Source organism: Oceanicaulis alexandrii DSM 11625 (assembly GCF_000420265.1).
Taxonomy (GTDB): Bacteria; Pseudomonadota; Alphaproteobacteria; order Caulobacterales; family Maricaulaceae; genus Oceanicaulis; species Oceanicaulis alexandrii.
On record NZ_ATUP01000001.1, the window covers coordinates 1 to 21,275 of the forward strand.

The following is a 21,275-nucleotide window of genomic DNA, read 5'->3' on the forward strand; positions in this document are numbered from 1 at the left end:
CCAGCACGGCCTGTCTGGGAGACGGCATGTGGTTTCTGGCGCTGATCAAGCCGATCATGCGTCTGTTTGGCGGCTGGCCAGATTTTCAGATTTTCCGCCAAACACGGCTGATCGACGAAATGCGGCAGGCGGGGTTTGACATCACCTATACCCACCGTCCGGCGAAAGCGCCGACGGTGTTTGTCATCGCCCGCAAGCCTTTGCTCTAGCTTCGAACCTTCACGTACTCCCCCGGCGCCGGGCAGAGCGGTTCTCTGACGCCGCCTCCCGGTTGCCGGGCGGGAACCTGTTCATCACTGAGCGCCAGCAGCCAGTCTCGCCAGTGCGGCCACCAGGAGCCGGGATACTCGACTGCATCCTTCATCCAGTCTTCGCGCGTTTCAGGCAGCTTGGTGTTGATCCAGTGCTGATATTTCTGGGCGTCGGGATGGTTCACCACGCCGGCGATATGGCCTGAGCCCGCCATCATGTATTCAACCGGTCCGCCAAACAGGCGGGCCGATCGGTACACGCTGTCGGCCGGAGCGATATGGTCTTTCTGGCTCGCCTGCATGAAGATCGGGATCTGGACGTCTTTCATGTTCAGCAGATGACCGTCCAGCTCCAGCTTGCCCTCCGCGAGCAAGTTCTGGCGATAGAACGCATTCAGATAAAACAGATGCAGCGCCTTGGGCATGCGGGTTTGATCGGCGTTCCAGTATAGAAGATCAAAGGCTTGCGGCTCTCGGCCCAAGAGATAATTCTTGATCACGAACGACCACACAAGATCGTTCGAACGCAGCATGTTGAAGGTGTCCGCCATGGTGCGGCCGTCCAGAACGCCGCCCTGAGCGTCCATCAGGCGTGAGATTTCAGCGATCCATTCTTCATCCGCGAAGACGAGCAAGTCACCGGCGAGCTTGAAGTCATGCTGGGCGGCGAAGAAGGTCGCGGAAGCGATGCGGTCATCGTGCTCGACCGCCATCCAGGCCAGCGCCGTCCCCAGCATGGTGCCGCCGATGCAATACCCGACCGTGTCGACCTGATGTTCTCCGGTCACCTCTTCAATCACTTCGAGCGACTGAAACAAGCCTTCTTTGATGTAGTCCTGGAACGTCACGTCCTTCATGGACGCATCAGGGTTCACCCAGGAAATCAGGAAAACCGTGAAGCCCTGTTCGGTCAGCCAACGGATCATCGAGCTCTGCGGGCGCAGATCGAGAATGTAGAACTTGTTGATCCACGGCGGGGCGATCAGCAAGGGTCGCTTGCGAACCTGCTCCGTCACCGGTTCGTACTGGATCAGTTCCATCACCCGGTTGCGATAAACCACCTGGCCAGGCGTCGTGGCGAGGTCCTTGCCGACTTCAAAGCCCGTCATGTCGGTCTGGCTGAGCGCCAGGCGGCCGTCGCCGCGTTCCAGGTCTTCCACCAGACGCATCAGGCCGCGCGTCAGGTTTTCGCCCTTTGTCTTGACGATTTCTTCCAGCACCTCGGGGTTGGTGAGGGCGAAATTGGTCGGGGCGAGGGCGTCCACCAATTGCTGGGTGAGAAACTGGACCTTGCGTTTGGTCGCTTCATCAACCCCTTTGGCGCCTTCCACCAGACCCATCAGAAATCTCTGATTGAGCAGATAGGACTGCTTCATGGCGTCAAACAGCGGATGATCGCGCCAGGCGTCAGATTTCCAGCGCTTGTCAGCGGGGTCAGGCGTGATCACCGGATCCGACGCTTCACCGCTCATCATCCGGCGTGTGGCGTTCGACCACAGATCCAGATACCCGGCATAGAGGTCTGCCTGGGACTGCATGAGCAATTCAGGGTCAGACAGGATATGCTCCCAGGTGTTCAGCACCTCTGGATTGGCGTGAAGCGGGTCGGCCTGAGGCATCATGGACGGATCGCCTTCCAGCGACCGGCGCACGCGCTCACTCAGGAGCTTCTGACCGCTCAAGGAGGCCTTGAGCACATTGCGAGAAATTTCGTCCAGCTTCTCCAGATACGCTTGAGGCATATGGCTCAGGAGTTCGTCCTGCTGATCGGGCTGCGGCGGTTTCGGAGCATCGGCTGAAGTCTTGCTCTTGGCTTTCGCCGCAGAGGCTTTGGGAGCCCGCTTGGTCGTCGGCTTTTTCGCCTTCGAGACGGACGCTTTCGGAGTCGATGTCTTTTTCGGTTCGGCTTGCGATCCGTCAGAGGACTTGGAAGATGATTTGCGCGTTGTCATTCGCCCGGACTCCTTACAGTGGGTGACAGCCACGGGACAAAGCGTATAGAAAGCCACGACCGCGTCCACCGGTCAGGAGGTCGCTGGAAGGCCATGACACTGAAAAAAGCATTTCTTCTTCTGTCATCCATGCTGCTCACCGGCTGCATGATGGCGCCAGCCCACCAGGATCCTCGCTGGACCGATGACGCTTTGGCGGCGCAACCGGCCCATGCTGCGCCTGTTTTCGTGCCGACGCTGCGCCTGTCCGAGGATGAACGCACCGATTTGCACCTGCACGAAGCCGATGTGCTGCAAAGCGGTCTCGCTGTCCTGGAGGCCGGCCAGGCGCTGCGCGGTCCCGACCCTGATTCTGAACGTTACGCCGCTGAACAGCGCGCCCGCACCCAACCGCCGCAATAAACACCGATTTACTCCGGATTGCCTGAAGGAAGACTCCCCATGTCCGATGGTTTCGCCCTCGATCGTCTTGTCACCGGCGCGCTGAATGCGGCTGAAATGGCCGCTATCGCCGCCTCCGCCCTTGTGGGACGAGGCGACAAGATCGCCGCCGACCAGGCCGCTGTGGACGCCATGCGCACCGGGTTGAATGCGACCGAGATGAAAGGCCGTATCGTCATCGGCGAAGGCGAGCGCGACGAAGCGCCCATGCTGTATATCGGCGAGGAAGTGGGAACGGGCGAGGGGCCTGAAATCGACATCGCCCTGGATCCGCTCGAAGGCACAAGCCTGACCGCGAAAGGCATGGCGAACGCTCTGGCCGTTCTGGCGCTGGCTCCGCGAGGCGGCCTCTTGAACGCGCCAGATACCTATATGGACAAGATCGCCATCGGCGCGGGCTATCCTGAAGGCGTCATCGATCTGGACGCCAGCCCGGCGGACAATGTCAAAGCGTTGGCGAAAGCCAAGGGCGTCGCTCCGTCTGACATGACCGCATGCGTGCTGGATCGCGAACGCCATGAAGACATCATCGAGTCGATCCGCTCGACCGGCGCGCGCATCAACTTCATTACGGATGGTGATGTGGCGGGTTGCATCAACGCTGCCGATCCTGACGGCGAGGCGGACATTTATATCGGTCGCGGCGGCGCGCCTGAAGGCGTCTTGAGCGCAGCGGCCCTGAAATGCCTGGGCGGTCAGATGCAAGGGCGTTTGTACTTCCGAACGGACGACGAACGTGAACGCGCGAAACGCGTCGGGATCGCTGATCTCGATCGCAAATATGATCTCAAAGAGCTGGCGTCTCAGGATTGCCTGTTCATCGCCACGGGCGTGACCCATGGCGAAATGGTCTCCGGCGTCACCTTCGGCCCCGGGTATGTGGAGACACAATCTCTCGTCTTCTCGTCCGCTTCCGGGATGCGCCGCGTCATCACCACCCGGCGGCCGCATCAGTCTTGAGCCCGATGTCCGCCGAGCCGCTTTTTGGCGTCCGCCAGTCTCTGGCCGGGCGGACCTGGCGGTTGAAAGCGGCTGACGACGCAGCCATACAAGCGATCACCCGCGCTACGGGCGTCTCTGACGCTCTGGCGCGGCTGATGGCGGCGCGCGGACTGACCGCAGACGCCGCCCCGGCCTTCCTCGCCCCCAAACTCCGCGACAGCTTTCCCGATCCGACCAGCCTGAAAGGCATGGACGAAGCCGCGGTGCGCATCTGGGACGCTGTCGAGGCGGGCGATCGGATCGCGCTGTTCGCAGATTATGACGTGGACGGCGCCACCTCCGCCGCTCAGCTGGGCGGCTGGCTGCGGGCTTTGGGCGCAGAACCCATCATCTACGTGCCAGACCGGATTGAGGAAGGCTATGGCCCGAACGCTCCGGCGCTGAAACATCTCAAAGAACAAGGCGCTCGACTGGTCATCACGCTCGATTGCGGGGCGGCGTCCGTCGGGCCGTTGACGGCGGCGCACAAGATGGATCTGCCCGTTGTGGTGATTGATCACCACCTGATGGACGGCGAGATCCCCCCGGCGGATGCGCTGGTGAACCCCAATCAGCCGGGCGATGCGTCCGGATGCGGGCATCTGGCGGCGGCGGGCGTGACGTTCGTGCTGCTGGCGGCGCTAAACCGGGAAGGGCGCAAACGCGGCGCTTTCAAGGATCAAGCTGAACCCAATATTCTCGATTTTGCCGACCTGGCCGCGCTTGGAACGATCTGTGACGTGGTGCCGCTGACGGGTGTGAACCGGGCGATCGTCACCCAGGGACTGAAAGTGATGAGCGCGTGGACGCGTCCCGGCATGGCGGCCTTGGCGGCCGCTGCGGGCGTTACAGGGCCGGCCTCGCCCTATCATGCGGGTTTCCTGCTGGGGCCGCGCATCAATGCGGGTGGTCGCGTGGGGCAGTCTGATCTCGGCGCGCGCCTGATGATGACGACCGATCCAGCGGAAGCCGCTCATATCGCCCAGACTCTGGATGCCCTCAATGCGGAACGCCGGGCCATTGAATCCGATGTCCTGGAGCAGGCGCAGACCCAGGTCGAAGCGCAATCCATTGCAGATGACACGTCTATCCTCGTCGCGTCCGGCGATCACTGGCATCCCGGCGTCATCGGCATTGTGGCGGGCCGGATCAAGGAACGCTTCAACCGTCCCGCCATCGTCATCGGCATTGATCCTGAAACCGGTCTTGGGAAAGGCTCCGGCCGATCCTGCGCCGGGGTCAATCTGGGCGGCGCGGTTGCAGCGGCGCGTGAAGCGGGACTGCTGGAAGCGGGCGGCGGTCACGCCATGGCCTGCGGCCTGACGATCCAGGCGTCGCGAATCGGTGAGCTGACTGAATTTCTCTCTGAAACACTCAAGGATGAATGGGCGAGGGCGGATGAAGCGCGCACCTATCAGGTGGACGCCGTCGTCAGCCCCTCCGCTGTCAGTTTTGAGTTCTGCGAGGCCCTGTCCGCTGCTGCGCCCTATGGGGCCGGCAATCCCGAACCGCGATTCGCGTTCTCATCCTTGCGGCGCAGTTACGCGCAACGGGTCGGGACCGATCATGTGCGTTTCACCTTTGAATCGCCGGGCGGCGGGCGTCTGACCGGGATCAGCTTCCGCACCGCTGACGGTCCGATGGGGCAGGCGCTGCTGAATGGTCCGGACGGGCTGTGGCACGTGGCGGGCAAACTGAAAGCCGAAGATAATCGCTATGGACGCAAGGCGGAACTGCATCTGGAAGATCTGGCCAAGGCGGACTGAAACGATCTGCACCGATTGCTGTAAAACCTACACAGACATGCTTGCATGACACCGCCGGGACAGATATATCACCGCCTCCACACCGATGCGGGCCCTTCGTCTATCGGTTAGGACGCCAGGTTTTCAACCTGGAAAGAGGGGTTCGATTCCCCTAGGGCCTGCCACGCGCGTCGCCTCTCCTCACAATCGTCTCAGAACCGCGTCAGCAAACGGTCGCGCCTTTGTGGCCTGTGCATGAAAAACGGCGCACGAGAGACCCGTGCGCCGTCTTCAAGATCTTCATCGGCAAGAGGGCTAGGCCTTCTTGGCGCGCTCCATGGCGGCCGTGATCATCTCGCGGGCGCGTTCGACGCCATGCCAGCCCTGAACCTTCACCCATTTATTGGGCTCGAGATCCTTGTAGTGCTCAAAGAAGTGGGTGATGCGCGCCAGCTGAGCGCCGTGGACATCGTTATAGTCTTTGATGTCGTCATAGAACGGGGTCAGCTTGGCGTGCGGGGCGGCGAGGATCTTCTCGTCCTGGCCGCTCTCGTCTTCCATCATCAGCACGCCGATCGGACGGGCGCGCACGACGCAGCCCGGCACCAGCTCGGTCTGACCCAGAACCATCACATCGATGGGATCGCCGTCATCTGACAGGGTGTGCGGCATGAAGCCGTAATTGCACGGATAGCGCATCGGGGTGTGCAGGAAGCGGTCGACGAACACCGTACCTGAGTCTTTATCCAGCTCGTACTTGACCGGTTGGCCGCCGACGGGAACCTCGATGATGACGTTGATGTCTTCAGGCGGGTTCACGCCGGCGCTGATTTTATCAATGCGCACGAATAGTCCTCCAGCGAAACGCGAATGTTGGCGCGCAAAAAACCGTGTTGAGCGTCCAGCTGCAAGTGATTTGTGCGGTGCAAGACAATTTCTGATTTTCAGACCGTCTGCAGGCGCGTTGAGAGATTGCGCGCAAAGGCGGGCGGAGCTAGCTTGCCGCCCATGATGATCGGAACTCGCATTCTTGCCCTGGCTGCCGCCGCACTTGTCGGTTTCGGCTCCGCCGGCTGCGCCCTGGCGCAGTCTATCGACCCCACTGCGCCTGACGCTATCGTTGAGTATGGCGGTCCTGACCCGCTGACCATCGAAGGGGATTTCGGCTCGCACACCTTCACTGTTGAAGTCGCAAACACCGATGATTCCCGTGAGCGGGGTCTGATGCATCGCGAATCCATGGATCCTGACGCCGGCATGCTGTTTGATTTCGGGCGTGAGGATTTCATCTCCATCTGGATGGAGAACACGATCATCCCGCTCGACATTCTCTATGTGCGGGCCAATGGCGAGATCGCCAAGATCGTCACCGGGGCGCAGCCGTTTTCACGTCGCCCCATGTCGTCAGACTATCGCGTGATCGCAGTGGTGGAGCTCAATGGCGGGCGCACGCTGGAGCTGGGCATCGAGCCGGGCGACCTGGTGCGACACCCGCTGTTTGACAATGTCTCCGACGAAGAGTCGCCGATGGCTGCCGATGAGACTGCGGAAGAAACAGATCCGCAGCGCTAGGGTGCTTGCGCCGGACGGCGCAGCCCCCTAAACGATTTGCATGTCGGGGCGTAGCGCAGCCTGGTAGCGCATCTGGTTTGGGACCAGAGGGTCGCAAGTTCGAATCTTGCCGCCCCGACCATCATCTTCAGGGCTTCTTAGGAAGCTTTGGGTGAGACAGGACTGTCGACAGCCAAGTCTGGACGAGAATCATGTTCGCGAAGATCTACCGCCCTTCAAAAACCGCCATGCAATCAGGCCGCGCCAAGTCTCAGGACTGGGTGCTGGAATTTGAACCCGCCATGGCCAAGCGTCCCGACCCCTTGATGGGCTGGTCGTCCAGCGGCGACACCCGCCGTCAGATCCACCTTCATTTCGATACCAAGGACGCCGCTGTGTCTTACGCACAGCGTTACGGCATCGCGTTTCAGGTCCGTGAAGTGCGCGAGACCCCGCGCAAGATCAAATCCTACGCCGCCAATTTCGATGCGGATCGCAAGGAACCCTGGTCTCACTAAGGCCAAGCCGCCGCAAGGCAGCCCTTAAAACTGACCCTTTCCCGCAACGCCGTATCTTCACAGGATGCGGCGTTCCGTTCTAATGAGGGTGACGGTCAGGCCCCGTAGCTCAACTGGATAGAGCACCGGACTTCTAATCCGACGGTTGTAGGTTCGAGTCCTACCGGGGTCGCCATGGGCTGAAGGCACGGGGGCAGTCATGTCGGACACTATTTCAGGGCAGGGGCGACTCCGCTTCGTCTTCGATGAAGATCGCGACATTCTGGAAGTGATCTATCCGGCCTGTATGGATGCGCCGGCGGTTCGCGAAGCCATGACCTATATGCAGGTTGGCCCGATCTCGACCCATGGCCGGACTTTGATCAATCTCACAGAGGTTGAAGAAATCACCCTGACCTCCGCCGATCTTGTCAGCTTCGCCAATCAACGCGCGCGCGATTTCGGCGACAAGTCCCGCACACGGCAATTCAATGCCTTCTATGGCGTGAAGGACAGCATCCGGGATACGGTCGACGCCTGGACGCGGTTCTTCCCCACCGGCGGCGGCGCCGTGGAAATGCGCCTATTTGAAGAGCGCCACGACGCCATCTACTGGCTGATGGGGCGGTCAGCCCAATAGCGGCTCTAGTGACCGCCGCCGAACGCCCCCGTCTTCACCGAATAGTCCGTCGCGATCTGGTATTCCGGATCATCATCGGAATCGATCATCAGCTGACCGGCTTTCGTCAGCAGCTGATGACAATCTCGAGACAGATGACGCAGACGAAGCTCCTTGCCGCTGGCTTCATATTTCAGCGCCAGGTCCTCAATCGCCTGCAAGGCGGATTGGTCCACCACACGCGAGCGTTTGAAGTCCACGATCACCACATCCGGATCGTTCTCGATATCAAACAGTTCGCTGAAATTGTCGGTCGAGGCGAAGAAGAGCGGACCGTCCAGTTCATAGGTTTTCGCGCCGGGCACCGTATGGCTGTCATGGGCTGAAATATGAAGACGTTTCGCCGAGCGCCAGGCATAAACGAGCGCGGATACGATCACGCCGGCGACGACCGCCACGGCCAGGTCGTACTGAACGGTCACCACCGTGACCAGAACGATCACCAGCGCATCAGAGCGCGGGATCTTGAACATGATCCGGAGCGAGTTCCAGGCGAACGTTCCGATCACCACCATGAACATCACCCCCGTGAGCGCCGCCAGCGGGATCTGCTCGATCAGCGGTGCGCCAAACAGGATGAAGCTGAGCAAGAACAGCGCCGCCATGATCGCGGCGAGGCGCGTGCGCGCGCCCGATTGCACATTGATCATGGACTGGCCGATCATGGCGCAACCGCCCATGCCGCCGAAGAAACCGGTGACCAGGTTCGCTGCGCCTTGAGCCACGCATTCCTGGGACGCGCCGCCGCGTTTGCCGGTCATCTCACCCACAAGGTTAAGCGTCAGAAGGCTTTCAATCAGACCGATGGCGGCCAGGACCAGCGCATAGGGGAAAATGATCTGAAGCGTTTCGAAATTCAGCGGCACAGTGGGGATGTGGAAGCCCGGCAGCCCGCCCTGAATGCTGGCGAGATCGCCCACGCGCGGCGCGTCCAGACCAAAGCCGATGACGATGGCGGCGGTGATGGCGATGCCCGCCAGCGGCGCCGGGATCGCCTTGGTGAACTTTGGCAACGCCCAGATGACGAGCATGGTCAGGCCCGTCAGTCCCAGCATCACCATCAATGGGACACCAGTCAGCCAGTCGCCTCCCGCCAGTCCGTGACCGCCGCCGCCATGGTCGGAGCCTGGAACCTGGAACTGGCCCAGCTGGGCGAGGAAAATCACGATGGCCAGGCCGTTCACAAAGCCCAGCATCACCGGGGTCGGCACCAGCCGGATGAATTTGCCAAGTTTGAAGATGCCCGCGCCCAGCTGAAGCACGCCCATCAGCACGACGGTCGCGAACAGGTATTCAACGCCATGTTCGGCCACCAGCGCCACCATCACGACCGCCAGCGCGCCCGTCGCGCCCGAGATCATTCCCGGACGGCCGCCGAACACCGCGGTGATCAGGCCCACGATAAAAGCCGCATACAGGCCAACCAGCGGATGCACGCCGGCCACAAAGGCGAAGGCCACTGCTTCAGGCACCAGCGCCAGCGCCACCGTCAAACCGGCCAGCACTTCGGTTTTCAGCCGATTGGGGTTGGTCAGAGACAGGTTCGCGTCCTGCTCGGTCAGAGAAAGACGTTCCACAAGCGCGTTGAGGGTGGCTTTGACCATCACGATAGATCCCGGCTGGATAAGATAGTGTGCGCCATTGAGCGGCAAACAAGCTGCGTGCTCTGACACGGCCCTTGCTGCAACGCAACACTCGGCCCTGATTATTTTGTTTCGCGTTGAACGGATTTGACGCTGGGTGACACCTGTCACTAACGCGCGCCCGGAGACAGGGGCTAAGTGAAATCCATGGGCGAGGCCGGGACCGACTAATCGATTTCTCCAGCGCCCATGGCGGGAACTGATACACTGCTCGCGCGAATAGCGCACAGGGGGCATGACGCATGAATGACGAACGAACAGAGCAATTGCACTCTCTGACGATTGAGCGAACCCAGGAGTCGCACGGATCGGGCGGACCCGGATGGGTGGCGCTTCTGGTCGCAATTGTACTGGCGGGCGGTGGCGGCGCCGGCGCTGCCTGGTATTTCTCTCCCAAGGCTGAACCCGCTCCGGCGGTCACGACGGAAAGACCGGACCGCAGCGTTGAAACGGTCGAGACGGCGCCTGCCGCCACACCAACGGCATCAACGCGTCCCGCGCCAAGCTCGGGCCTTGTGGCGTCCGGGTATGTGGTGGCGCGCCGACAAGCGACGGTTTCCGCAGAGATCACGGGCCGCATCCGCGATGTGCTGATTGAAGAAGGCGCCGTGGTCGAGGAGGGCGAAGTGCTCGCCTATCTCGATGATGATCGCGCCCGCATCGATCTTGATCTGTTTGAAGCTCAGCAGGCGGCTGCAGCCGAGCGGGCGCAATCGTTCGCCGCGCAAGTGACTGAAGCGCGCACGCAACTGACCCGTACAGAACAGCTGATCAGCTCAGGCTACGCGACCGATTCACGACGGACCGCCGAACAGGCCCAGCTCGACAGCCTTCAGGCTCAGCTCAGCGCCGCGCGTGCGGATCTTGCCGCCGCCCGTGTGCGCGTACGCAGCCAGCGCGATTATGTGGACCGTCATGTGGTGCGCGCGCCGTTTGGCGGCGTGGTGATCGCCAAGAACGCGCAAGTCGGTGAGATCCTCTCACCTGTATCCGCAGGCGGCGGCTTCACCCGGACCGGCATTGCGACCCTGGTCGACATGGACAGCCTGGAGCTCGAAGTGGATGTGAACGAGGGCCAGATCCAGCGCGTGCGGGCCGGCCAGCGCGTTGAGGCCATTCTGGACGCTTACCCGGACTGGCGCATTCCCGCCCATGTGGAAGCCATCATTCCCACAGCAGACCGCGCTCGGGCGACCATCCGCGTCCGCGTGGCTCTGGGAGAGCGTGATGACCGGGTCCTGCCGGACATGGCCGCCCGCGTGACGTTTCTCGAACAAGACTGAATTTCGATCTCAGCACCAGGCGATAGGGACAGATCATGACCGACGTGCTCTACGAACTCACAAATCTCTCCAAGCGTTATACCCGCGGCAAAGAGAGCGTTGCGATCTTTGAAGACCTGACCATGACCATCAATCGCGGTGATTTCATCGCGATCATGGGGCCGTCCGGGTCTGGCAAGACAACCTTGCTCAACCTTCTGGGCGGCATCGACAAGCCTTCTGGCGGGCAGGTGGTCTGCAACGGGCTCCGGATCGACAATCTCAGCCAGGCGAAGCTGTCCAAATGGCGCTCGAGCCATGTGGGCTTCATCTTCCAATTCTATAATCTGATGCCGACCCTGACGGCGGCCCAGAACGTGGAATTGCCGTTACTGCTGACCAATCTGTCTGGCAAGGAACGCAAGCGTCGGGTTCAGACCGCTCTGGAAGTGGTCAAGCTGGCCGATCGCGGCAAACACCGTCCTCGCCAGCTTTCAGGGGGTCAGCAACAGCGTGTCGCCATTGCCCGGGCGCTGGTCGCCGATCCCGACGTGCTGCTCTGTGACGAGCCGACGGGCGATCTTGATCGCACCACCGCGGACGAAATCCTTGAAACGCTGCAGCTGCTCAATTCAGAGCTCGGCAAGACGATCGTCATGGTCACCCACGACCCGGCGGCCGCCAAATACGCCCGTCGCGAATTGCACCTTGATAAAGGGCGCTTTGTGGAATCCGGAGCGATGGCATGAATGACCTCACGCTCATACGCAAATCCCTGTTCAGGAAGAAAACCCGCGCGATCCTGCTGATCCTCTCGATCATGACGGCCTTCCTGATTTTTGGCGCGCTCGCCTCGATCGACCGGGTGCTCAACTCTTCTGAAGAACTGTCGCGGGCTGACCGCCTAGTGACGGTGAACAAGATCAATTTCACCCAGACCATGCCTTTCGCCTATTGGGGTCGGGTTGAAGGTGTGGATGGCGTGCAGGCCGTCACGCACGCCTCCTGGTTTGGCGGGTATTTCCAGGACGTGCGCAACTTCGTGCAGTCATTCGTCGTGGATATGGACAGCTATCTGGTCGTCTACCCCGAACTGGAGCTGCCCGCCGACCAGCGCGCCGCACTGGCTGAACGCCGCGATTGCGTTGCCGTCGGGGCGGATCTCGCCGAACAGTATGAATGGAGTGTGGGGGATCGTTTCCCGCTCAGCTCGAACATCTGGCGGCAGCAGGACGGCTCCAGCGCCTGGGATGTGGAGGTCTGTGCGATCCTGACCACGGAAGATGAGGACCTCCCCACCAACTACCTCTTGATGCAGTACGACTATTACAACGAAGCGCTGGCGTTCAATCGCGACCAGATCGGCTGGATGATCATGCTGACAGGGGATCCAGCGATCAATGATGCGGTGTCTCAGCGGATTGACGACATGTTCGCCAACTCGCCGGCTGAAACCGAAACCACCACCGAAGCCGCGTTTTCCCAGGCGTTTGTCGAACAGCTGGGCAATATCGGATTGATCCTGAGCCTTGTCGTCAGCGCGGCCTTCGCCACCATTTTGATGATCGTAGGCACCACCATGGTGATGGCGATCAATGAGCGGACCAAGGAAGTGGGCGTCATGAAGACGCTTGGTTTCTCATCCTCGCGCATCTTCACCCATGTGATGTCGGAATCAGTGCTCCTCAGCCTGGTCGGAGGCTTGTTGGGACTGGGGGCCGCCGTGCTCCTGCTCAGCGGCATCGCCCAGGTCGCAGGTGGGCAATTGCCGGGCCTTGGTGTGGGCCGAGACACCTGGATCCAGGCGTTTGGCCTGATGATCGCCTTCGGTCTCGTGACCGGGTTTGTACCGGCCCTCAACGCCATGCGTCTGAAAATCGTCGACGCTTTGGGTAAGGAGTAATCGCCATGATCTCGCAAATTCTTGCGGTCACCTCGATCAATCTGCGCTCCATCCCGCAACGCTGGGGCATGTCGCTGGCGACCATCCTCTCCATCGCTCTGGTGGTGGGCGTCCTTCTGGGCTTCCTCGCCATGGCCAACGGCTTCCGCGCCACCGTCAGCGGGACCGGATCAGAGCAGATCGCCGTCCTTCTGCGCTCTGGCGCTCAAGCTGAACTCAATTCCGGCTTTGGACGGGATACGGTGCGCCTGATCGAAACCGCACCCGGCGTGGCTCGGGATGCGGAAGGGAACGCCATTCTGTCGGCCGAGCTGTATGTCATCACCGACGCGACCAAACGCTCGACCGGCAATGACGCCAGCCTGTCCTTGCGGGGCGTGGATGAGATGGCGCCGCGCCTGCGCGAAAACTTCCAGATCGTTCAGGGCCGCATGTTCGCCGAAGGCTCCAACGAGATCGTGGTGGGCGAGGGCGTCATCCGGGAGTTCTCCGGTTTTGATTTGAACTCCACCATCCGCATGGGCCCCAATGAATGGCGCATTGTCGGCATCTTCTCGACCGGCGGTTCAGTCTTTGATTCCGAGATCTGGGCCGATATCGGCACTGTTCAGAATCTTTATCAACGCGGCGCGAGCTATCAGTCGATCCGGGTAGAGCTTGATGGCGAAACCGGCCTGACCGAACTTCAGGACTATGTGGAAAACGAACCGCGTCTGGATCTCGATGTAGAAACGGAGAAGGACTTCTTCGCCCAATCAGCGGGTGGGTTGTCCAATCTGATCATGTATCTGGGCTGGCCTTTGGCCATCATCATGGCCGTCGGCGCGCTCGCCGGGGCGTGGAACGCCATGTACGCCTCGGTGGATTCGCGCATTCGCGAGATCGCCACCTTGCGGACTTTGGGCTTTTCAGGTTTCGCCGCCTTTGTGGGAACGCTGGTGGAGTCCCTGATGCTCGCCTTTATCGGCGGCCTTGTAGGGGCCTTGATCACCTATTTCGTCTTTGACGGCGTGAGCGCATCCACCCTTGGCGGCAGCTTCACACAAGTGGTGTTCTCGTTCGCGGTAACGCCCGCAGCGGTGGTGAACGGGGTGGTCCTGGCGCTGCTGGTGGGCTTGCTGGGCGGCTTTTTCCCGGCCTTGCGCGCCTCTCGCGTGCCGCTCCTGGAAGTGCACGGCTAGACGCCTTCGGGGCGGGTCTGACTCTCAGCCAAGCGCCTGAGTCAGATCCGCCCAGAGGTCGTCCACATCCTCAAGTCCCACAGACAGGCGCAGAAGAGCGCCTTCGGCTGTCCAGGGCACGGCGGTGCGCCGGATCTGGCGGTCGCAGGGCAGGATCAGGCTTTCATAGCCGCCCCAGCTGAACCCCAGGCGAAACAGATGCAGAGACTCTGCAATCGCTTCGCCCGCCCGCGCGTCCATCCCGTCCAGCACAAAGGCGAAACAGCCCGATGAGCCGCTGAACTGGCGCGCGAACAGGGCATGGTCGGGATGGCTCTCAAGGCCTGGATGCAACACGCGGGCGATCCTGGGGTGATCCTCAAGCTGGCGGGCGATGGCGAGACCAGAAGCGCCGGAGCGTTCGATCCGCAAGGACAATGTCCGCAAACCGCGCAGGCACAGATAAGCGTCATCGGGCGAAACATGGCCGCCGAACAAGACATCCTTGTCTTTCAGGCGCGCCGCCGCGTCTCCGCGCGCGGCCACCGCCCCCATCAGGAAATCGGAATGCCCGCCGACATATTTGGTCAGCGCCTGGGCTGCGTAATCCACGCCCAGCTCAAGCGGATTCATCAACAGGCCCGCACTCCAGGTGTCGTCGATCACGCTGGCGGCGCCGGCGTCTCGGGCTGCGCGGGCGATGGCGGCGATGTCCTGCACCTCAAACGTCAAGGATCCGGGAGCTTCCAGAAGCACGAGCGCGGTCGGTTTGGCGAGCAAAGTCGAGATGTCTGCGCCAATTCGCGGGTCGTAATAGACTGGCGTCACGCCATAGCGCGGCAATTCTTCATCACAGAAGCGCCGCACCGGTCCGTAGGCGGAATCGGTAATCAGCGCTTGCATGCCTGAAGGCTGCTCGGGCAGGGCCGTGCGAAGCGCCAGGATCACGCTCGCCAGCCCGGACGGCGCCAGCGCCACGTGGTCCGCTTCATAAAGCTGAGCGATCGCGTCACGTAATTCTGTATTGGGGCTTAGCCCGCCACGCCCGTAATGGCGCCGAGGCGGAGTAGGGTTGTACAGCTCGGCCGTTGAGGGCGCGACCACGGTCGAAGCGCGCTCGATCGGCGGATTGACCAAATCGTCGCTGCGGCGAGGTTGACCGGAATGGATCAGTCGGGTGTCGCGTTTCATGTCGACGCGCTCCCTTCTCTTCGTTACACCTGAGGTATTGATTTCAGCATGTAAGGCGGTTGGACCGATGACGCCAGCGTCTTTGTTCGACCTGATGGACCCGCGTCGCCTCGCAAAAGGGGCGACCGCGTTTGCATTGGGCTTCGCGGTTTCCCAAAGCGATGTGGCGGCATCCCGCTCGCACATGGCCGATATACAGAATCGCGGCGTGCTCAGATGCGGCGTCGACACCGGGCTGACGGGGTTTGCAGAAACTGACGAAAACGGCGTGTGGAGCGGGTTCGAGGTCGATCTCTGCCGCGCCTACGCCGCCGCTTTTCTTGGCGATCCCAACCGCACCCAGTTTGTGCCGACAACAACCCTCGACCGGTTTCAATCCTTGCGGGACGGCGATGTGGACATCCTGTTGCGCAACACCAGCTGGACCTTGTCGCGGGCAGCCACTCAAGCAGTGCGATTTACAGGCGTCTATTATTACGATGGCCAGGGCTTTCTGGCCCCGGCCGACCTGGGCCTCACCTCAGCGCAGGAGCTGAGCGGCGCGCGCATCTGCGTGCAGCCCGAGACCACCAGCGCGCTTAATCTCGACGATTATTCAGAACGCTACGGGCTGAATTTCACCACCGTATCCGTTGAAACCGTCGCGGACGCCCGCATAGCGTATGAGGCGGGGGAATGTGATGCGTTCACCAGCGACGTCTCACGCCTGGCCGGCTTCAGACGCAGCCTCACTGAACCCGACCGGCACATGGTCCTGCCTGACGTCATTTCCAAGGAACCGCTGACGCCCGTGGTGAAAGCCGGCGATCCCCGGTTCGAAATGGCGGTGGAATGGGTGCTGATGGCGCTTATTGCGGCCGAAGAATACGGGGTTACGCAAAGCCAGCTTTCAGAGCCGGGCCAGATTTCAAACCGTCCGGAAGTCCGCAGACTTCTGGGATTGGATGAAGATATCGCCTTAAGTCTCGGTGTTGACGAGGACTTTGCGCGGCGAGCGATCGCTGCAGGTGGCCATTATGGCGAGATGTTCGAACGCAATCTGGGTGAAGCGTCCCCGCTTCAGCTAGAGCGGGGACTGAACGCCCAATGGAACCAGGGCGGGCTGCTGTATGCTCCGCCCGTGCGCTGAACGCTCCGTCTAATCGAGCCAGGGCGGGGTCGGCAGGCCTTTTTCACGCAAGAAGTCGGGGTTGTAGAGCTTGGACTGATAGCGTGATCCATGGTCGCAAAGAATGGTCGTGATCGTGTGACCCGGCCCCATCTTGCGGGCCAGGCGGACCGCGCCGGCGATATTCACGCCAGCTGAACCGCCCAGACACAGGCCTTCTTCCATCACGAGATCATAGAGAATGCCTAGCGCTTCCTCATCCGGAATGCGGAAAGCTTCATCGATTTGAGCGCCTTCCAGATTGGCGGTGATGCGGCTCTGTCCGATGCCTTCGGTGATTGAATTGCCTTCAGCTTTCAGCTCGCCATGGGCGTAATAGCCGTATAGCGCCGCGCCGCCGGGATCTGCGAGGGCGATCTTGATGGCGTCATTCTTGGCTTTCAGCGCATCTGACACGCCCGCAATCGTGCCGCCGGATCCGACCGCCGCCACAAAGGCATCCACCTTGCCGCCGGTCTGCTCCCAGATTTCAGGGCCTGTGGTCTGGGCGTGGGCGCGACGGTTGGCGGTGTTGTCAAACTGGTTCGCCCAGATCGCGCCATTGGGTTCAGTCGCGTTCAGCTCTTCCGCCAGCGTGCCTGAATAGCGCGCATAATGATTGGGGTTGGAATAGGGGACGGCATCCACTTCGATCAGCTTGGCGCCCATCAGGCGGATGGCGTCCGCTTTCTCCCGTGACTGGGTGCGCGGAAATACAATCACCACCTTGTAGCCCAAAGCGCGTCCGACCATGGCCAGGCCGATGCCGGTATTGCCGGCGGTGCCTTCCACAATGGTCCCGCCCGGTTTGAGCGCGCCGCTGGCTTCCGCTTCGCGTATGATGCCAAGCGCCGCACGATCCTTCACCGATCCGCCCGGATTGAGGAACTCGGCCTTGCCCAGGATTTCACATCCTGTTGCGTCAGACACCTTGTTTAGACGAAGGAGCGGCGTATCGCCGATGAGATCAATGACAGAGCGGGCGGGGCGGGGGATCATGGCGAGCCTCTTTTCAGCGTTCTGAGCGCCAAGTTAGGAGCTGTCTGACCTGGCTGCAATCAAACGGGCTCGCCTTAACACAGGCGTGATCCGTTTTCGTCGCGTCTGCGTAAGAAGATACGAACAATTGGAGTGACCGAAATGCATACGCTTGACGCAGCATGGATGGTGGACGTGGCCAGCGGCGCAGCGCCCAAAGCGGTGCAGGTTCTCGCCGCCTGCCACGCAGAGATGAATGCGAGCGCCTACACCTTGCTGCATCAGGCTGAGCACGTCATGGGCGGTCTGCTTGAAGACACAGAGCCGGCCGCCATGAATGTCGGCGCCTTTGAGGCTTTGTCTCAAAAACTGGGCGGCTTGTCGCATGCTCCCGCTACTCAGCGTCCGCGTCTGTCTGATCAATTGAACCTGGACCTGCCCGATACTCTCAAGCGTGTCTTGAGCTACCATCCGCATCCCATCTGGATGAACAAGATGGGCGGAATTCAGGAAATGCCGCTAGAGCCCCTGGAAGAAGATGGCGTTCATGTGCGCCTTCTCAGCCTGCCGTCCGGGCGCGGCGTCGCCGAACACACTCACCAGGCTGAAGAGCTGACCCTGGTGTTGAAGGGTGGTTTCAATGATGGCCACGCGGATTATCGCGCGGGCGATGTCTGTCATGCCGATCCGTCCCTGACGCATAATCCACGCGCTCATGCGGACGGTCCTTGCATTTGCCTGTCGGTTGAAATGGGACGCCTGCAGTTCACACACCCGGTCATCTCACTGGCCAGCCGCGTCCTGGGCTGGGACCGGTCCTGATCCTTTGTTTGGAGGTTTCACCATGCTGCGACTGATCATGACGACCTTGAGCGCAGGCGCTGTGCTGACGAGCGCCGCATGGGGCTCCGCTGATAACGCGCCTTCGCCCACTCCCATGCCGAACGCGGGCGAGAGCATTGTCTTTGATGTCTATCGCGATGGCGACAAGCGTATGGGCACGCACGCCGTCCATTTCGAGCAGGACGGGGATGATTTGCTGGTCTCCGTCGACATCGAGCTTCGCGCCGGTCTGGGGCCGATCACCGTCTTTCGCTATGAGCACCAATCTACTGAGCGCTGGCGTGAAGGCCAGCTGATCGGACTGAACGCAGAAACCTTCAAGGATGGCGAGACCTATCGTGTGCAGGCTCAAACCACCAATGAGGGTCTGGATGTGGAGGGTGAAACCCCGGATGCGGGCGCAATTTCACTCGAGTTTCCGCTCTCGGTTCTGCCCAGCTCGCACTGGCGCGGCTATCGCACAGGCGCCTACGACATCCTGAACACCGAACATGGCAGTGAGCTGGATGTGACGGTGGATTATCTGGGCGAGGAAATGCTGGCGGCCGATGGCGCGCGCATCACCGCCCATCGCTATCGGCTCTCCAGCGATCTGACCGTAGACCTGTGGTATGACGAAAACGGTCGCTGGGCCGGCTGCCAGTTTGAGGCGAGGGGCCAGACCATTCGCTATGAACGCCGTGCTGATCCTTTGAGGGGCTGATGCCTGCGCTCAGACTTGTTCTCGGCGATCAGCTCAGCGCATCCATCGCCAGCCTAGCTGATTATAGCGATGGCGATTTGATACTGATGGCGGAGGTCGCTGAAGAAGCGTCATACGTCCCTCATCACGCCAAGAAGATCGCCTTCATCTTCTCCGCCATGCGCCATTTCGCTTCCAGCCTGGAAGGGGGCGGCAAGTCCGTGCGCTATGTGAGGTTTGACGATCCGGACAACACCGGCGCGTTGAAATCAGAAGTGGCTCGGGCGCTTGAGACACAGGCCTTTGATACGGTCGTCACCACCTCTCCGGGCGAATATCGCTTGAAGACGGATATTGAGAGCTGGTCGGACGCTTTTGATATACCCGTTCAAATCCGTCGCGACGACCGTTTCATCTGTTCGCTGGACCGGTTTGACGCGTGGGCGGACGGACGCAAGCGCCTCACCATGGAGTATTTCTATCGCGAGATGCGGCGGGAGACGGGTATCTTGATGGAGGGCGACAAGCCCGCTGGCGGGCAATGGAATTTTGATCAGGACAACCGCAAATCACTGCCCGCTGATGTGACCCTTCCCGAGCGCGCCTGGATCGAGCCTGATGCGATGACCCGGCAGGTCATTGAGCTGGTCGCGGAACAGTTTCCTGATCAATTCGGCGATCTTGAACCCTTTGGTTACGCCGTCACGGCCGAAGATGCGGACGCGCAACTGGACTGGTTTTTACACAACGGCCTGCCCAGCTTTGGCGATTACCAGGACGCCATGAAACAGGGCGAGGCCTTCCTGTTTCACTCTGTCATCGCGCTCTATCTCAATATCGGCCTTCTCGACCCACTCATGGCCTGCCGAAAGGCGGAGGCGGCCTATGAAAAGGGCGACGCCCCGCTGAACGCGGTGGAAGGCTTCATTCGGCAAATCCTGGGCTGGCGTGAATATGTTCGCGGAATCTACTGGCGGTTCATGCCGGACTATCTTGAGCGCAATGCGCTTGAGGCCAAGCGTCCGCTGCCTGACTTCTACTGGACAGCGGACACCGACATGGCGTGCGTGCGTGATGTCGTCACCACGACCCGCAAACACGCCTATGCGCATCATATTCAACGGCTGATGGTGACAGGAAACTTCGCGTTGGTTGCCGGTATTGATCCCAAGGCGGTCAATGACTGGTATCTCGCCGTATACGCGGACGCCTATGAATGGGTGGAAGCGCCCAATACCCACGGCATGGCGCTCTATGCCGATGGCGGTTTGATGGCGACCAAGCCGTACGCCGCATCAGGAAGTTATATCAACAAGATGAGCGATAGTTGCAAATCCTGCAGCTATGCAGTGACCAAGAAAAACGGGCCGAAAGCGTGCCCGTTCAACTATCTGTACTGGAACTTCCTGATCGAAAATCGGGAACGGCTGAAGGGCAATCACCGTTTATCTATGATCTACAAGACGCTGGATCGGATGACGGACGAAAAGACCGATGCCATCGCCGCAGATAGCCAACGGTTTTTCAAACGCATCGGCATTGCCGAGTAAGGACTGAACACCATGACAGCGCCTTCAATACCGACGCCTGCTGATGGCGTGTGCTGGCTCACCGGCGCGAGTTCCGGGATCGGCGAAGCCTTGCTCGCCGATCTGGTCAAGGAGGGCTGGCGCGTCGCGATCTCGGCCCGCAGCGCGGACAAGCTCGATGCGCTGTCACGCCGCCATCCCGGTCAGGTCTTCGCCTATCCCGTGGATATCAGTGATGATCGCGCAGTCTCCGCCGCAGTCGCTCAAATTGAATCTGACCATGGACCGATCGCACGGGCGATCCTCAATGCCGGCGTCTATATCTCGATCGACGCGGAAAACCCACGCTTTGAGGATTACGCCAAGACGTTTGACGTCAACCTGAAGGGGGCGGCCGCCTGCGTTTGCGCGCTCACGCCGCTTTTTTGTGAGCGCGGCAAGGGCCAGCTTGTGATCGTCTCATCCGCCACGGCCTTTGGCGGCATGCCCACCGCGACCGCCTATGGCGCGACAAAAGCAGGGCTTTTGAACATGGCCGAGGGGCTCGCCATTGAGCTTCATCGCTATGGGGTGAAAGTCCAGTGCGTCACGCCCGGGTTTGTCGACACCCCGGCTCAGGATGACAACGCCTTCCCCAAACCCTTCATGGTGAGCGCGGAAACCGCTGCCAAGCGCATCTGCAAAGGGATGAACCGTAAAGGGTTCGAGATCACCTTTCCCAAACGCTTCACCTGGATGTTGAAGCTGATCTACGCGCTTCCGCGCGATTGGCACATCGCACTGGTCCGAAAACAAACGAGCTGGGACAAGCCGCCGGAAACAAAAAAGCCCGCATGATGC

Annotated in this window: 20 protein-coding genes, 3 tRNA genes and 1 pseudogene; 19 read left to right on the forward strand and 5 right to left on the reverse strand. The window is 60.9% G+C overall.

All coding sequences use genetic code 11. The annotated features are described in order from the left end of the window. Positions 1-209, forward strand: a pseudogene (locus G405_RS17055) (SAM-dependent methyltransferase); the annotation flags it as partial. On the opposite strand, the gene phaC reads toward G405_RS17055, so the two are convergent. After that, on the reverse strand, positions 206-2,203 hold the full coding sequence (gene phaC / locus G405_RS0100010) for a class I poly(R)-hydroxyalkanoic acid synthase (RefSeq protein WP_022699442.1): 1,998 nt from the start codon (positions 2,201-2,203) through the stop codon (positions 206-208). The pseudogene G405_RS17055 and the gene phaC sit on opposite strands and share 4 nt — an antisense overlap. A gap of 93 nt (positions 2,204-2,296) precedes the next feature. On the opposite strand from phaC, the gene G405_RS0100015 reads away from it, so the two are divergent. The 4 genes from G405_RS0100015 (at position 2,297) to G405_RS0100030 (ending at position 5,555) form a co-directional block, all read left to right on the forward strand. Continuing rightward, complete coding sequence (locus G405_RS0100015) at positions 2,297-2,605, forward strand: hypothetical protein (RefSeq protein WP_022699443.1); 309 nt, start codon at positions 2,297-2,299, stop codon at positions 2,603-2,605. 39 nt (positions 2,606-2,644) lie between these two features. Continuing rightward, positions 2,645-3,604, forward strand: a complete 960-nt coding sequence (gene glpX, locus G405_RS0100020; protein ID WP_022699444.1) for a class II fructose-bisphosphatase — start codon at positions 2,645-2,647, stop codon at positions 3,602-3,604. A 5-nt stretch (positions 3,605-3,609) separates the two neighbouring features. Further along, complete coding sequence (gene recJ, locus G405_RS0100025; RefSeq protein ID WP_022699445.1) at positions 3,610-5,391, forward strand: single-stranded-DNA-specific exonuclease RecJ; 1,782 nt, start codon at positions 3,610-3,612, stop codon at positions 5,389-5,391. An 89-nt stretch (positions 5,392-5,480) separates the two neighbouring features. After that, a tRNA-Glu gene (locus tag G405_RS0100030) sits at positions 5,481-5,555 on the forward strand. Between the two features lie 130 nt (positions 5,556-5,685). Here G405_RS0100030 and ppa read toward each other — a convergent pair. After that, positions 5,686-6,216: an inorganic diphosphatase gene (ppa, locus tag G405_RS0100035; protein ID WP_022699446.1), complete on the reverse strand. Its 531-nt coding sequence runs from the start codon at positions 6,214-6,216 to the stop codon at positions 5,686-5,688. Positions 6,217-6,378: 162 nt separating this feature from the next. Between ppa and G405_RS14545 the strand changes: the two genes are divergently transcribed. The 5 genes from G405_RS14545 to G405_RS0100060 all read left to right on the forward strand — a co-directional run bounded on the left by G405_RS14545 (position 6,379) and on the right by G405_RS0100060 (position 8,058). Continuing rightward, positions 6,379-6,942, forward strand: coding sequence for a DUF192 domain-containing protein (locus tag G405_RS14545; RefSeq protein WP_022699447.1), 564 nt, complete (start codon positions 6,379-6,381; stop codon positions 6,940-6,942). A gap of 44 nt (positions 6,943-6,986) precedes the next feature. Continuing rightward, positions 6,987-7,063: transfer RNA gene (locus tag G405_RS0100045), tRNA-Pro, on the forward strand. Positions 7,064-7,133: 70 nt separating this feature from the next. Further along, entirely contained in the window at positions 7,134-7,439 is a 306-nt protein-coding gene (locus G405_RS0100050) for an ETC complex I subunit (protein ID WP_022699448.1), read from the forward strand. A gap of 98 nt (positions 7,440-7,537) precedes the next feature. Next, positions 7,538-7,614: transfer RNA gene (locus G405_RS0100055), tRNA-Arg, on the forward strand. Between the two features lie 24 nt (positions 7,615-7,638). Then, positions 7,639-8,058: a hypothetical protein gene (locus tag G405_RS0100060; RefSeq protein ID WP_022699449.1), complete on the forward strand. Its 420-nt coding sequence runs from the start codon at positions 7,639-7,641 to the stop codon at positions 8,056-8,058. Between the two features lie 5 nt (positions 8,059-8,063). Here G405_RS0100060 and G405_RS0100065 read toward each other — a convergent pair whose 3' ends face one another. Beyond that, the gene (locus tag G405_RS0100065; protein WP_028284413.1) at positions 8,064-9,701 is read right to left on the reverse strand and encodes a SulP family inorganic anion transporter; all 1,638 of its coding nucleotides are present in this window, start codon (positions 9,699-9,701) and stop codon (positions 8,064-8,066) included. A 281-nt stretch (positions 9,702-9,982) separates the two neighbouring features. Here G405_RS0100065 and G405_RS0100070 point away from each other — a divergent pair, with 281 nt between their 5' ends. Genes G405_RS0100070 through G405_RS0100085 form a run of 4 tightly spaced genes read left to right on the forward strand, consistent with a single transcriptional unit; the run spans position 9,983 to position 14,086 of the window. Then, positions 9,983-11,023 carry an efflux RND transporter periplasmic adaptor subunit gene (locus G405_RS0100070; protein WP_022699451.1) on the forward strand — a complete coding sequence of 347 codons (1,041 nt, stop codon included), beginning with the start codon at positions 9,983-9,985 and terminating at the stop codon, positions 11,021-11,023. Between the two features lie 35 nt (positions 11,024-11,058). Further along, positions 11,059-11,751 (forward strand): ABC transporter ATP-binding protein, encoded by a 693-nt coding sequence (locus G405_RS0100075; protein WP_022699452.1) that lies wholly within the window; start codon positions 11,059-11,061, stop codon positions 11,749-11,751. Further along, complete coding sequence (locus tag G405_RS0100080; RefSeq protein ID WP_022699453.1) at positions 11,748-12,905, forward strand: ABC transporter permease; 1,158 nt, start codon at positions 11,748-11,750, stop codon at positions 12,903-12,905. Before G405_RS0100075 ends, G405_RS0100080 begins: the two co-directional genes overlap by 4 nt. 5 nt (positions 12,906-12,910) lie before the next feature. Continuing rightward, a complete protein-coding gene (locus G405_RS0100085) occupies positions 12,911-14,086 on the forward strand; it encodes an ABC transporter permease (RefSeq protein ID WP_022699454.1) in 1,176 nt (391 codons plus the stop codon). A gap of 24 nt (positions 14,087-14,110) precedes the next feature. Here G405_RS0100085 and metC read toward each other — a convergent pair whose 3' ends face one another. Continuing rightward, positions 14,111-15,256, reverse strand: coding sequence for a cystathionine beta-lyase (metC, locus tag G405_RS0100090; RefSeq protein WP_022699455.1), 1,146 nt, complete (start codon positions 15,254-15,256; stop codon positions 14,111-14,113). A 67-nt stretch (positions 15,257-15,323) separates the two neighbouring features. On the opposite strand from metC, the gene G405_RS0100095 reads away from it, so the two are divergent. Further along, the gene (locus G405_RS0100095) at positions 15,324-16,385 is read left to right on the forward strand and encodes an amino acid ABC transporter substrate-binding protein (protein ID WP_022699456.1); all 1,062 of its coding nucleotides are present in this window, start codon (positions 15,324-15,326) and stop codon (positions 16,383-16,385) included. A gap of 9 nt (positions 16,386-16,394) precedes the next feature. On the opposite strand, the gene G405_RS0100100 is transcribed toward G405_RS0100095, so the two are convergent. Then, positions 16,395-17,402, reverse strand: coding sequence for a cysteine synthase A (locus G405_RS0100100; RefSeq protein ID WP_022699457.1), 1,008 nt, complete (start codon positions 17,400-17,402; stop codon positions 16,395-16,397). 141 nt (positions 17,403-17,543) lie between these two features. On the opposite strand from G405_RS0100100, the gene G405_RS16235 reads away from it, so the two are divergent. From G405_RS16235 to G405_RS0100120, 4 genes are read left to right on the forward strand one after another with little or no spacing between them, the layout of a single operon-like run. Further along, complete coding sequence (locus tag G405_RS16235; protein WP_022699458.1) at positions 17,544-18,203, forward strand: cupin domain-containing protein; 660 nt, start codon at positions 17,544-17,546, stop codon at positions 18,201-18,203. Between the two features lie 22 nt (positions 18,204-18,225). Continuing rightward, complete coding sequence (locus tag G405_RS0100110; protein WP_022699459.1) at positions 18,226-18,927, forward strand: DUF6134 family protein; 702 nt, start codon at positions 18,226-18,228, stop codon at positions 18,925-18,927. Continuing rightward, positions 18,927-20,456: a cryptochrome/photolyase family protein gene (locus G405_RS0100115; RefSeq protein ID WP_022699460.1), complete on the forward strand. Its 1,530-nt coding sequence runs from the start codon at positions 18,927-18,929 to the stop codon at positions 20,454-20,456. The genes G405_RS0100110 and G405_RS0100115 overlap by 1 nt, the downstream gene beginning before the upstream one ends. A gap of 12 nt (positions 20,457-20,468) precedes the next feature. Beyond that, positions 20,469-21,272, forward strand: coding sequence for an SDR family NAD(P)-dependent oxidoreductase (locus G405_RS0100120; RefSeq protein WP_022699461.1), 804 nt, complete (start codon positions 20,469-20,471; stop codon positions 21,270-21,272). Positions 21,273-21,275 lie beyond the last annotated feature (3 nt).

What these genes read in the sequence shown, in the direction of transcription:
- metC (WP_022699455.1), bottom strand. Translation starts at nt 15,256, where the DNA reads ATGAAACGCGACACCCGACTGATCCATTCCGGTCAACCTCGCCGCAGC.
- glpX (WP_022699444.1), top strand. Translation starts at nt 2,645, where the DNA reads ATGTCCGATGGTTTCGCCCTCGATCGTCTTGTCACCGGCGCGCTGAAT.
- G405_RS14545 (WP_022699447.1), top strand. Translation starts at nt 6,379, where the DNA reads ATGATGATCGGAACTCGCATTCTTGCCCTGGCTGCCGCCGCACTTGTC.
- G405_RS0100115 (WP_022699460.1), top strand. Translation starts at nt 18,927, where the DNA reads ATGCCTGCGCTCAGACTTGTTCTCGGCGATCAGCTCAGCGCATCCATC.
- G405_RS16235 (WP_022699458.1), top strand. Translation starts at nt 17,544, where the DNA reads ATGCATACGCTTGACGCAGCATGGATGGTGGACGTGGCCAGCGGCGCA.
- G405_RS0100070 (WP_022699451.1), top strand. Translation starts at nt 9,983, where the DNA reads ATGAATGACGAACGAACAGAGCAATTGCACTCTCTGACGATTGAGCGA.
- G405_RS0100065 (WP_028284413.1), bottom strand. Translation starts at nt 9,701, where the DNA reads ATGGTCAAAGCCACCCTCAACGCGCTTGTGGAACGTCTTTCTCTGACC.
- G405_RS0100050 (WP_022699448.1), top strand. Translation starts at nt 7,134, where the DNA reads ATGTTCGCGAAGATCTACCGCCCTTCAAAAACCGCCATGCAATCAGGC.
- G405_RS0100110 (WP_022699459.1), top strand. Translation starts at nt 18,226, where the DNA reads ATGCTGCGACTGATCATGACGACCTTGAGCGCAGGCGCTGTGCTGACG.
- G405_RS0100080 (WP_022699453.1), top strand. Translation starts at nt 11,748, where the DNA reads ATGAATGACCTCACGCTCATACGCAAATCCCTGTTCAGGAAGAAAACC.
- G405_RS0100095 (WP_022699456.1), top strand. Translation starts at nt 15,324, where the DNA reads ATGACGCCAGCGTCTTTGTTCGACCTGATGGACCCGCGTCGCCTCGCA.
- G405_RS0100100 (WP_022699457.1), bottom strand. Translation starts at nt 17,402, where the DNA reads ATGATCCCCCGCCCCGCCCGCTCTGTCATTGATCTCATCGGCGATACG.
- recJ (WP_022699445.1), top strand. Translation starts at nt 3,610, where the DNA reads ATGTCCGCCGAGCCGCTTTTTGGCGTCCGCCAGTCTCTGGCCGGGCGG.
- G405_RS0100060 (WP_022699449.1), top strand. Translation starts at nt 7,639, where the DNA reads ATGTCGGACACTATTTCAGGGCAGGGGCGACTCCGCTTCGTCTTCGAT.
- phaC (WP_022699442.1), bottom strand. Translation starts at nt 2,203, where the DNA reads ATGACAACGCGCAAATCATCTTCCAAGTCCTCTGACGGATCGCAAGCC.
- G405_RS0100075 (WP_022699452.1), top strand. Translation starts at nt 11,059, where the DNA reads ATGACCGACGTGCTCTACGAACTCACAAATCTCTCCAAGCGTTATACC.
- G405_RS0100120 (WP_022699461.1), top strand. Translation starts at nt 20,469, where the DNA reads ATGACAGCGCCTTCAATACCGACGCCTGCTGATGGCGTGTGCTGGCTC.
- G405_RS0100015 (WP_022699443.1), top strand. Translation starts at nt 2,297, where the DNA reads ATGACACTGAAAAAAGCATTTCTTCTTCTGTCATCCATGCTGCTCACC.
- G405_RS0100085 (WP_022699454.1), top strand. Translation starts at nt 12,911, where the DNA reads ATGATCTCGCAAATTCTTGCGGTCACCTCGATCAATCTGCGCTCCATC.